We start from the raw sequence: 11,573 nt of genomic DNA, 5'->3' as shown, positions 1-11,573 counted from the left end.
TTTTTTATTTTTATACTAATGGAAATCAAACAACTTTACACACTCTTTTTACAAAGTACAGGAGTAGTTACAGACAGCAGAAAAGTATATGATAATAGTATATTCTTTGCTTTAAAAGGAAGTAACTTCAATGGAAATGAATACGCTACTAAAGCAATACAAGATGGAGCAAGCTATGCGATAATTGATGAAAAAAAATACCAAATAAATGAGCAATATATTTTAGTCGATGATGTTTTAGCAACACTACAACAACTAGCATTGCATCACAGACAACAAGTAGCACCAAAAGCTGTAATTGCACTAACAGGTTCTAACGGAAAAACAACTACGAAAGAGTTATTAAGTACCGTATTGACTACAAAATACAAAACACACTTTACCAAAGGCAATTTAAATAACCATATTGGTATTCCGCTAACACTCTTAGCAATGCCAAGCAATACTGAAATTGCTGTAATAGAAATGGGTGCAAATCATCAAGAAGAAATTAAAAGCTACTGCAAGTTTACTCAACCAACACATGGACTAATTACTAATATTGGCAAAGCTCACCTAGAAGGTTTTGGTGGAATAGAAGGTGTAAAGAAAGGAAAAGGCGAATTATTTGACTATCTAAAAGCAAATGATGGAATAGTTTTTTATAATATTAATGATGAAAATATTATAGCACTAATAAAAGAAAAACAAATTGCCAATAAATATTCCTATGGTTTTCATAGTATATTAACTACTCATTTTACCATATTACAAGAGTTTCCAAGCATCACACTTGATATAGATAATACAAAAATTGCGTCTACACTTTATGGTAATTACAACTTAGATAATATTTTATGTGCCATTGGTATTGGTAAATTCTTTGAAATTCCAACCACTACTATAAAAATGGCAATTGAAGCTTACCAAGCTACTAACTCTAGGTCGCAAGTAATTGATTGGCATCAAAACAAAGTAATATTAGATTGCTATAATGCCAATCCAACGAGTATGTATCATGCATTACAAAATTTTGCAAAAAGTAAATCGACCAATAAAATAGTTATTTTAGGTGATATGTTTGAACTAGGCGAAGCAGCTCAGGCAGAACATCAGTACATCGTAAATGAAATAGAAAAATACAAATTTAATACTATAGTATTAGTAGGAAAATTATTCTATAACTGTGAAAGCAATGAATCAGTTTTAAAATTTGAAACCACAGATGAAGCCGTTGCTTGGTTCAACCAACAAACATTTAAAGACGCCGAAATTTTAATTAAAGCATCAAGAGGCATGCAGTTAGAAAAATTGATAACCCAATAACATTGTCAAAGTTTTAAACTTTCTTATCCGACTGTGTCCTCACAGACCGAAACATAGCATCATACCAACAAATTCATAGCTTTAATATATGCTTCTGGAATTTCTAATTGCTTTGCCAATAAATAATCTTGATAAGTACAAGGTATCAACTCGTGTTTCTGAATGCCATTATGCTCTGTAAAAATTTGCATCCACCAGCGTTCTGTTTTCTTACTTCTTAAGAAAACTAAATCATTAGGCATATCATCATGGTGTATAGTAAATTGGTCAAACTGGTTCATATCTGTAATTGGGTAATCTTTTGTTCTCACAGAAACTCCTTCCATAAAATACCAAATCATCTGAGCAATTTGTTGTGCTGTAACTAAATGTTTGTCATTATTAGGAAAATAATTATAAATTCCAAAACTATTTATAAACTCACTCATACCAGCAAACTTTGCAATAGCACAAGCTTCATCACCAAACAAACCATTTGGCGATGGCATTAACTGTGCAGGTGCATCAGAAAATCGAATGGCACTAATATCAAAAGCCATTAAATCTGCTTCTCTAATTAAAGGTTCTGCTTCATATAAATTAGCTCTAATTTTACCAACTCTAAGCTGTTTCAATTTACTATCATCTAATGCACTAAAAAAATCGCTTCTATACATATACGATTGTAACGCTATAAAATGTAATGCGTTTAAATCAACATCATTCAAAAATAATTTTATATAATTATTATCAATATATATTTTATTGTTAGAAGAAACATAAGCTACTTTTATTGGTGCTTCAAAAATTTTCATGGCTTCATATTGTGCTTTCACACATTCATTATCTCCACCAATAATAATTAGTATAATATTATTTTTAATACAATCTTTAATCACTTCTCTAAGTGCAACCAACGAATCATTAAATGTTTCGCCAGCTATAATATTTCCTAAATCTAACAGTTGAACACCATTTGTAAACTGTTCATATTGGTAAAGTACTCTCCTAACACTGCTACTCGCATTTTCCACACCTTTAAACGCTTCATGTCTATTATAATCATTAATACCAACCATCGCAATGCTAAAAGCATCAAGAGGCATTCCATCGTAATACGGTACAATACTCTGTTTTTTATTAGGATTAGAACGCTGTAATTCTTGAATAGTAGTGTCATCTAAAGGAGCAACAAAATCAATAAACATAAATGGTGTTTGGTGTAAATGTATAATAAAATGAAAACTCTTAACCAAAGAAGTATTTCACTATTGTTAGTAAATTTATTTATGGAAAAACACACTATTCTGCGTCTTATTAATAAAAATGTTAGTAAAAGCTTATGGTAGTGCTGTTTATGGTGTAGATGCTGTGCCTATTACAGTAGAAGTAAATGTATGCAAAGGCACCAAGTATTTTTTAGTAGGATTGCCTGATAATGCTATTAAAGAAAGTTGGAGTAGAGTAGAAAGTGCATTAACACATAACTTTTACAGAATGCCAAGAACTAAAATTATTATCAATTTATCTCCAGCAGATATTAGAAAAGAAGGTTCTGCCTACGATTTACCTATTGCTATTGGTATTTTAGTTGCTTCTGAACAATTGCACACCGATTTACTATCAAAATACATTATAATGGGTGAATTATCTTTAGATGGCATACTTCAACCAATAAGAGGAACTTTACCTATTGCATTACAAGCAAAACGAGACGGTTTTGAAGGCATCATTTTACCAAAACAAAATGCTAAAGAAGCAGCTGTAGTAGAAGGCATTAAAGTCTATGGCATGGAACACATCAATGAAGTGGTACATTTTTTATCTGGTGATATGGAGTTTAGTACAACCAAAAGCGATATAGATTTTAACTATCATAGTAATACCAATGGCTTAGATATTGATTTTGCAGATGTAAAAGGACAAGAAAATATTAAACGAGCTTTAGAAGTTGCTGCAGCTGGTGGACATAATATTATTTTAATTGGTCCGCCTGGTGCTGGTAAAACCATGCTCGCCAAACGCTTGCCTTCTATTTTGCCACCTTTAACCATTAGAGAAGCTTTAGAAACCACTAAAATCCATTCGGTAGCTGGACAATTAAACGGAGATACAGCCATTATAAGAGAACGACCTTTTAGAGCACCACATCATACTGTTTCAGATGTAGCTTTAGTTGGTGGTGGAAGCTATCCGCAACCTGGCGAAATTTCTTTAGCACATAATGGTGTTTTATTTTTAGATGAATTGCCAGAATTTAAACGCAGTGTATTAGAAGTGATGCGTCAGCCAATGGAAGATGGAAAAGTAACCATTTCAAGAGCAAAGATTGCAGTAGACTTCGATAGTCGATTTGTTTTAGCAGGCAGTATGAATCCTTGTAGCTGCGGATATTACAATCATCCTATTAAATCGTGTACTTGTCCGCCTGGTGCTGTACAAAAATATCTCAACAAAATTTCAGGACCATTATTAGATAGAATTGATTTACATGTAGAAGTTATTCCTGTTGCTTTGAACGAATTAACGAATAATGAAAAAGGAGAATCGAGTAAAATGATACAAGCAAGAGTCATAGCTGCTAGAAAAATTCAGACAGAACGATTTGATACAGAAAATATCTATTGTAATGCACAAATGAGTGCTACACAAACTAGAAAATATTGTACACTTGATGACAATGTACAAGCAATACTTAATCAAGCAATGAGTAAATTACAGTTGAGTGCAAGAGCTTATGACAGAATTATAAAAGTAGCAAGAACCATTGCCGATTTAGACCATACCGAAAATATTTCTACGAAACACATCGCCGAAGCCATACAATTTAGAAGCTTAGACAGAGCCAACTGGGCTGGTTGAGAAACAAGCAAAGCGTTACACTGAGTGATTCTTGTGCTGTCGGAAGTTTCCTTCCGACAATAAATAGCTACACCATGGTTCGTGTCCGCACGAAACAACTGTAAACTTTTTTTAGGACGATACATTCGTCTACGCTGAGTGCAACGAAGCGTCTCCTTCGATTAATAAGGGGATGTTTCGCTCGTACCTCGCTCAACATGACGAGTAAGTACCTCACTCAGTATAGACGAGAAAAAGAGGTACGCCATGGTTCGTGTCTACACAAACAACATCAGCCAGCAAACCGTTACAGGGAGTGATAACGAAGTGTCGCCAACTGGGCAAACAACTATGCCCAGCTAACATTGCACACTGCCCAACGGACATTGCTCTTCGCCCAATAAATTAATCATTACATTAAGCAATAGCAAAGTGTTCTTAACTGGGCAATGCTCTATGCCCAGCAGGCATTAAGCTGTGCCCAACGGGCAATGCCCTCTGCCTTATAGGCATTGCATCATGCCCACAGGGCAAACTGTCAAGCCAAGTCAGAACTAAAGGTTGCCAAGTGGGCAAACAACTGTGCCGAGCTGACATTGTACGCTGCCCAATGGGCGTTGCTCTTCGCCCGATAAATTAGTCATTACATTCCTTGTGCTGTCGGAAGTTTCCTTCCGACAATAAATAGCTACGCCATGGTTCGTGTCCTTACTAAATAACTGTAAACTTTTTTAGATCGATACACATAGTTTGAGATTGCCACAATTTTGTTCGTTCCTCTCAAAATTTCGCAATGGACGCATTGATTTTCCCTGTGCTGTCGGAAGTTTCCTTACACAATAAACCCAAATTACGCATTAGAAAATATAGTTTTTCATTTTGTTTGTTTTTAAGGTTGCATGGCTACGCCACGCTTTACTACTTATACCATTAGCTAATACAAATTAGTCCAAAAACTAACTATAAAAGGTTATACCACTACGCGGCATTTTTATATTGCTTTACTTTTTTCTAATGAGGTTAAACTGCTACGCAGTTTTTGTTTTATATTGGACTATTTTTTAACAAGTAATGGTATTAAAAGCTAGTACTAATAAATAGGAAGTGCGTAGTACTTCCTATTTAGTGAAATACTTCAATTTGAGTAACCATGCGTGCAACTCATGGTATAGAAAGAATGCGTAATTTGGGATAAATATCCTCGCCTTGGTTGGTGTTTCACACACCAACTAGCAGTTTTCAGTAATATCAATTAAATCAACTCTTCGTTGATGTCTTCCTCCTTCAAAATTTGTATTTAGAAAGCAATCTACTATGGTAATAGCATCTTCATTAGAAATAAACCTTGCTGGTAAACATAATATATTGGCATTATTATGTTGTCTTGCTAAAATTGCAATTTGTTCATTCCAGCACAAGGCAGCTCTTATATGTTCATGTTTATTAGCAGTTATTGCCACACCATTTCCAGAACCACAAATTAGAACTCCTAATTCTACCTCATTATCTTTAAGAATTTCTATCGCTATTTCATGTGCTACAATTGGATAATCACAACTTTCAGAAGAATGCGTACCAATATCTAAAATAGTATACTTTCCTTTTAAATAGTCTTTCTTTAATAATTCTTTCAAATTAAAACCAGCATGATCTGAGGCAATTGCAATTGTTTTCATAAAACCTATTTTGAGTACTAAAATACAAAAAATAAAAAACCCCGAAAAAATTTCGGGGTTATAATAAAATTGGCGACGACCTACTCTCCCACCTAAAGGCAGTACCATCGGCGCTAAGGGGCTTAACTTCTCTGTTCGAGATGGGAAGAGGTGAACACCCTTGCAATAATCGCCATTAAAAGATTTTACATTTTCATGTATATATTTTAACACATTGGACAAAATAATAAGTTTTTAAAAGTATACGGGTAATTAGTACTACTCGGCTTTGTTGTTACCAACTTTACACCTGTAGCCTATCAAGGTCATAGTCTTTGACCACCCTTTGAGAACTCATCTTGAAGTGGGTTTCGTGCTTAGATGCTTTCAGCGCTTATCCCTTCCCGACATAGCTACCCAGCGGTACATCTGGCGACATAACTGGTACACTAGAGGTCAGTCCATCCCGGTCCTCTCGTACTAGAGACAGATCTTCTCAATTCTCATACGCTCACCATAGATAGAGACCGAACTGTCTTGCGACGTTCTGAACCCAGCTCGCGTGCCACTTTAATGGGCGAACAGCCCAACCCTTGGGACCTTCTCCAGCCCCAGGATGTGACGAGCCGACATCGAGGTGCCAAACCTCCCCGTCGATATGAGCTCTTGGGGGAGATCAGCCTGTTATCCCCGGAGTACCTTTTATCCTTTGAGCGATGGCCCTTCCATACAGAACCACCGGATCACTATATCCTAGTTTCCTACCTGATCGACCTGTCGGTCTCACAGTCAAGCACCCTTATGCTATTGCACTCTACGCACGGTTACCAAGCGTGCTGAGGGTACCTTTGGAAGCCTCCGTTACGCTTTTGGAGGCGACCACCCCAGTCAAACTACCCACCAAGCAATGTCTCCCACTTGCGCAGGATTAGACTCTAAGCAAATAAAGGGTGGTATTTCAACGGCGACTCCACATACACTGGCGTGCACACTTCGCAGTCTCCCACCTATCCTACACATCATTTGCTCAAAATCAATGCTAAGCTGTAGTGAAGGTTCACGGGGTCTTTTCGTCCCATGGCGAGTAACCGGCATCTTCACCGGTACTACAATTTCACCGAGCTCACGGCCGAGACAGTAATCAGATCGTTACACCATTCGTGCAGGTCGGAACTTACCCGACAAGGAATTTCGCTACCTTAGGACCGTTATAGTTACGGCCGCCGTTTACTGGGGCTTCAGTCAGAAGCTTCTCTACCGAAGTAGATGACAACCTTCCTTAACCTTCCAGCACCGGGCAGGTGTCAGACCCTATACATCATCTTTCGATTTAGCAGAGTCCTGTGTTTTTGCTAAACAGTCGCCTGATTCTTTTCACTGCGGCCACGCAAAGCGTGGCGACCCTTCTCCCGAAGTTACGGGTCCATTTTGCCGAGTTCCTTAGCCGTGACTCACTCGAGCGCCTGAGGATACTCTCCTCGTCTACCTGTGTCGGTTTACGGTACGGGCTGCTTATATCTGAAGCTTAGAGGTTTTTCTTGGAAGTATGATTAGGTTCATATCCACGCCTCCGAAGAGTTGTGGTACTATCAGGTTTCAGCTCAGTGGTGGATTTGCCTGCCACATCAACGCCTACGCCTTTTACCGAGCACATCCGTACGCTCGGAGAACTTTCACTCCTTCGTTACCCCATCGCAATATAAGTAGGTATCAGAATATTAACTGATTTTCCATCGGCTACCCCTCTCGGGTTGACCTTAGGTCCCGACTAACCCTGATCTGATTAACATTGATCAGGAAACCTTAGACTTACGGCGATACAGTTTTTCACTGTATTTATCGTTACTTATGCCTACATTTTCTTTTCCAAATACTCCAGAAATTCTTACGAATTTCCTTCTACGCAAAATTGGAATGCTCCCCTACCACACCGATAAATCGGTATTTATAGCTTCGGTATTATGTTTGATGCCCGATTATTTTCCGCGCTCGGTCACTCGACTAGTGAGCTGTTACGCACTCTTTAAATGAATTGCTGCTTCCAAGCAAACATCCTAGCTGTCATAGCAACCAAACATCGTTCATACAACTTAACATAAATTTAGAGACCTTAGCTGATAATCTGGGTTGTTTCCCTCTCGGCCCGTGACCTTAGCACCCCGGGCCTCACTCCTGGACATGTGTATTAGCATTCGGAGTTTGTCAGGGTTTGGTAGGCGGTGAAGCCCCCTAGCCCAATCAGTAGCTCTACCTCTAATACACTTACATTCCAAGGCTGTTCCTAAAAACATTTCGGGGAGTACGAGCTATCTCCCAGTTTGATTGGCCTTTCACCCCTATCCACAGGTCATCCAAACACTTTTCAACGTATACTGGTTCGGTCCTCCACTTCGGTTTAACGAAGCTTCAACCTGCCCATGGATAGATCACTTAGGTTTCGCGTCTACCGCCACTAACTATTCGCCCTATTCAGACTTGCTTTCGCTACGGCTTCCCAAAAAAGGTTAACCTTGCTAGTGACGAGTAACTCGTAGGCTCATTATGCAAAAGGCACGCCGTCATATTGAAACGAGTTCAATACTCCGACTGCTTGTAAGCACATGGTTTCAGGTACTATTTCACTCCCCTGCTTGGGGTACTTTTCACCTTTCCCTTACGGTACTAGTTCGCTATCGGTCTCTCAGTAGTATTTAGCCTTACCGGATGGTGCCGGCAGATTCATGCAAAGCTTCACCGACTTCGCACTACTCAGGATACTGCTAGGATATATTAACTTTATGTATACAGGACTATCACCTTTTATAGTAAAACTTTCCAGAATTTTTCTACTTAGGATAATAAATCCACATCGCAGTCCTACAACCCCAAGCTGACCGAAATCAGATTGGTTTGGGCTGTTCCCTGTTCGCTCGCCACTACTTAGGGAATCACTATTGTTTTCTTTTCCTCCAGGTACTTAGATGTTTCAGTTCCCTGGGTTAGCGTCTTATTAGACATTATGCCTTCAGCATAATAGGTTGCCCCATTCGGAAATCTACGGTTGATAATGGTTGTTTGCACCTTACCGTAGCTTATCGCAGCTTACCACGTCCTTCATCGCCTCTGAGAGCCAAGGCATCCACCATGTGCTCTTAATAACTTATAAAAACTTATTATTTAAATTTTCTTTTTAGAATTGTCCAATATGTCAAAGAACTTTATCCGTACAAACGGAAAAGTGGAGAATGTCGGAGTCGAACCGACGACCCCCTGCGTGCAAGGCAGGTGCTCTAGCCAGCTGAGCTAATTCCCCATAGATCGAAATCTTAAGTAGTCCCAAGCAGATTTGAACTGCTGACCTCTACATTATCAGTGTAGCGCTCTAACCAACTGAGCTATGGGACTGTTTACAGTTTCCCTACCTGATGATGCTGGCTTTAAGGCACAGCGATCTTGGGAACTACAGACAGAATAGAAATTCTATTCTAGATCTATGTGTATATTATAAAGGAGAAACAGGTTTGTTATATAATTAGAGAGATAAACTCTAAAAAGGAGGTATTCCAGCCGCACCTTCCGGTACGGCTACCTTGTTACGACTTAGCCCCAGTTATCGGTTTTACCTTGGACAACTCCTTGCGGTTATCGTCTTAAGGTACACCCAACTTCCATGGCTTGACGGGCGGTGTGTACAAGGTCCGGGAACGTATTCACCGCATCATTGCTGATATGCGATTACTAGCGATTCCGACTTCATGAAGTCGAGTTGCAGACTTCAATCCGAACTGAGACCAGCTTTTAGAGATTAGCTTCATGTCACCATGTCGCGACCCATTGTACTGGCCATTGTAGGACGTGTGTAGCCCAGGGCATAAAGGCCATGATGACTTGACGTCATCCCCTCCTTCCTCACTACTTGCGTAGGCAGTTTCATTAGAGTCCCCGACATTACTCGCTGGCAACTAATAGATGAGGGTTGCGCTCGTTGCGGGACTTAACCCAACACCTCACGGCACGAGCTGACGACAGCCATGCAGCACCTTGCATTCTGTCTCCGAAGAGAAAATCACCTTTCGGCAATGGTCAAAAAGCATTCTAGCCCTGGTAAGGTTCCTCGCGTATCATCGAATTAAACCACATCCTCCACCGCTTGTGCGGACCCCCGTCAATTCCTTTGAGTTTCATTCTTGCGAACGTACTCCCCAGGTGGATTACTTAACGCTTTCGCTAGGACACTGAACTGTATATTGCCAATGTCGAGTAATCATCGTTTAGGGCGTGGACTACCAGGGTATCTAATCCTGTTTGCTACCCACGCTTTCGTGCCTCAGCGTCAATAACGACTTAGTAAGCTGCCTTCGCAATTGGTGTTCTGTAACATATCTAAGCATTTCACCGCTACATGCAACATTCCGCTTACCTCAACCACATTCAAGAAAAGCAGTATCAATGGCAGTTCCCAAGTTGAGCTCGGGGCTTTCACCACTGACTTACGATTCCGCCTACGCACCCTTTAAACCCAGTAAATCCGGATAACGCTTGCACCCTCCGTATTACCGCGGCTGCTGGCACGGAGTTAGCCGGTGCTTATTCATATAGTACCGTCAGGACTCGAAGAATCGAGTAGTTTCTTCCTATATAAAAGGTGTTTACAACCCAGAGGGCATTCATCCACCACGCGGCATGGCTGGATCAGACTTTCGTCCATTGTCCAATATTCCCTACTGCTGCCTCCCGTAGGAGTCTGGCCCGTGTCTCAGTGCCAGTGTGACTGATCGCGCTCTCACGCCAGTTAATGATCGTTGCCTTGGTAGGCCTTTACCCTACCAACTAGCTAATCATACGCACACCAATCTGATACCGTCGGAACTTTAATAATAAGAAGATGCCTTCCTAAAATATTATGGAATATTACTCCCAGTTTCCCAGGGCTATCTTCCAGTACCAGGCATGTTGTGTACGCGTTACGCACCCGTACGCCGGTCTCTAGAACCCGAAAGTTCTATACCCCTCGACTTGCATGTATTAGGCCTGCCGCTAGCGTTCATCCTGAGCCAGGATCAAACTCTCCGTTGTAATAAATTTTTGAAATTGATTTTGAGTTGTGTATTTCTCTCTGATAACAAACCTTATTTGTTTCTCCAATAATTCAAAGAACTTTCTTCATTGTCGTTTCTTTCAAAACGGACTGCAAAGATAAAAACTTTTTTTGATTAATTCACCATGTGTGGATAAAAATTTTTATTTTTTTTATTCCTACATTTTGATTAGCCAAAGAACTTTTAATTGTGTGCTTTTTGTTAAAAGCGAGTGCAAAGGTAGTCTATTTTTTTTATTCGTCAAGCTTTTTTGAAAAAAAATATTTTATGTGATTGTTAAGAGTGCTGAATCCCTTATTTTACAAGGACTTATTTTTTTGATTTATTTTTATTTTTTTTAAAAATTTGTTTGGAAATCTAGTTTACATGTGTTTGGTATGCTTGTATATATCTCTACCTGTTGTGCATTTATTAGAACAAAATAAAAATTGTCTTTCTCAACCTGCCTACCGACAGGCATGCTTTATTGGAAATCTTTTTTATAACCGATTGCTGTTCCTGCTGTAATAAGATTTGAGTTTCCTGATAAAAATCTCTTCGTTTTACTACGAAATTTTCAAGAATGATACCTTTTAACTCAATAGATACATATTATAAAAATTGTTTCGTGAGGACACGAAACAATGCTATTGATTGTCACGATTTTGTTCGTGCTTCCTTCCAAAGTTTTGTAAAGACAGTTTAATTTAGTTGCATCAGAGTTTTCTTCAAATAA

At 39.2% G+C, this 11,573-nt stretch carries 4 protein-coding genes, 2 tRNA genes and 3 rRNA genes; 2 read left to right on the top strand and 7 right to left on the bottom strand.

From position 1 onward, the window contains the following. The first annotated feature begins 18 nt into the window (after window positions 1-18). Complete coding sequence (locus H6553_02980; protein MCB9032777.1) at window positions 19-1,305, top strand: UDP-N-acetylmuramoyl-tripeptide--D-alanyl-D-alanine ligase; 1,287 nt, start codon at window positions 19-21, stop codon at window positions 1,303-1,305. Window positions 1,306-1,364: 59 nt separating this feature from the next. On the opposite strand, the gene H6553_02975 is transcribed toward H6553_02980, so the two are convergent. Continuing rightward, entirely contained in the window at window positions 1,365-2,492 is a 1,128-nt protein-coding gene (locus tag H6553_02975; GenBank protein MCB9032776.1) for a hypothetical protein, read from the bottom strand. Window positions 2,493-2,610: 118 nt separating this feature from the next. Between H6553_02975 and H6553_02970 the strand changes: the two genes are divergently transcribed. Further along, window positions 2,611-4,146, top strand: a complete 1,536-nt coding sequence (locus H6553_02970) for a YifB family Mg chelatase-like AAA ATPase (protein ID MCB9032775.1) — start codon at window positions 2,611-2,613, stop codon at window positions 4,144-4,146. Between the two features lie 1,208 nt (window positions 4,147-5,354). Here the strand turns inward: H6553_02970 and rpiB are convergent. The 6 genes from rpiB to H6553_02940 form a co-directional block, all read right to left on the bottom strand. After that, window positions 5,355-5,801, bottom strand: coding sequence for a ribose 5-phosphate isomerase B (gene rpiB / locus H6553_02965; protein ID MCB9032774.1), 447 nt, complete (start codon window positions 5,799-5,801; stop codon window positions 5,355-5,357). Window positions 5,802-5,868: 67 nt separating this feature from the next. After that, window positions 5,869-5,978, bottom strand: a 5S ribosomal RNA gene (gene rrf / locus H6553_02960). 55 nt (window positions 5,979-6,033) lie between these two features. Continuing rightward, a 23S ribosomal RNA gene (locus H6553_02955) occupies window positions 6,034-8,925 on the bottom strand. A 73-nt stretch (window positions 8,926-8,998) separates the two neighbouring features. Beyond that, window positions 8,999-9,072, bottom strand: a tRNA-Ala gene (locus H6553_02950). An 18-nt stretch (window positions 9,073-9,090) separates the two neighbouring features. Beyond that, window positions 9,091-9,164, bottom strand: a tRNA-Ile gene (locus H6553_02945). 140 nt (window positions 9,165-9,304) lie between these two features. Continuing rightward, window positions 9,305-10,835 (bottom strand): 16S ribosomal RNA (locus H6553_02940). Together the 16S, 23S and 5S rRNA genes with 2 tRNA genes alongside form the textbook arrangement of a ribosomal RNA operon. Window positions 10,836-11,573: the final 738 nt, after the last annotated feature.

This window comes from Chitinophagales bacterium, assembly GCA_020636535.1.
Classification (GTDB): domain Bacteria; phylum Bacteroidota; class Bacteroidia; order Chitinophagales; family JADIYW01; genus JADJSS01.
This window is presented reverse-complemented; position numbering and strand designations above follow the sequence as displayed.

Excerpts from the sequence above, each read along its gene's own strand:
- H6553_02980 (MCB9032777.1), top strand. The coding sequence starts at position 19 with ATGGAAATCAAACAACTTTACACACTCTTTTTACAAAGTACAGGAGTA.
- H6553_02975 (MCB9032776.1), bottom strand. The coding sequence starts at position 2,492 with ATGTTTATTGATTTTGTTGCTCCTTTAGATGACACTACTATTCAAGAA.
- H6553_02970 (MCB9032775.1), top strand. The coding sequence starts at position 2,611 with ATGTTAGTAAAAGCTTATGGTAGTGCTGTTTATGGTGTAGATGCTGTG.
- rpiB (MCB9032774.1), bottom strand. The coding sequence starts at position 5,801 with ATGAAAACAATTGCAATTGCCTCAGATCATGCTGGTTTTAATTTGAAA.